This window comes from Pseudomonas sp. 2995-1 (assembly GCF_002742505.1).
GTDB lineage: Bacteria > Pseudomonadota > Gammaproteobacteria > Pseudomonadales > Pseudomonadaceae > Aquipseudomonas > Aquipseudomonas sivasensis.
In genome coordinates, this window is the sequence record NZ_LJSA01000503.1 from 1 (window position 1) to 306 (window position 306).

Here is a 306-nt window from a genome sequence, read left to right on the forward strand (position 1 = left end):
TATACAAACGATGTCCCTAGCAAGAAGGAGCTTGAAACCTAACTCTCATGTATTAATCATTGATGACTTTATGAAAGCTGGAGGTACTATACGGGGCATGATGGATTTAGTAACGGAATTTCAATCTACAGTTGCTGGCGTAGGTGTCCTTACTGAAGCAATACATGAAGAGGAGAAACTCGTAGATGACTATGTTTCCTTGACCAAGCTGACAGAAATGGATGTGAAGTCAAGAAAAATGAAGGTAGAGCGTGGAACATTTTTTGATGTTTGAAAAAGGTAGTAGACTTCTATAAGGTTATGTGG

The 306-nt window shown here is 38.9% G+C and carries 1 protein-coding gene; it reads left to right on the forward strand.

Annotation, left to right across the window (positions count from 1 at the left end):
• The coding region (locus tag AOA61_RS27255) for a phosphoribosyltransferase family protein (RefSeq protein WP_256583503.1) at positions 1-274 on the forward strand (274 nt) is incomplete at its 5' end.
• Positions 275-306 lie beyond the last annotated feature (32 nt).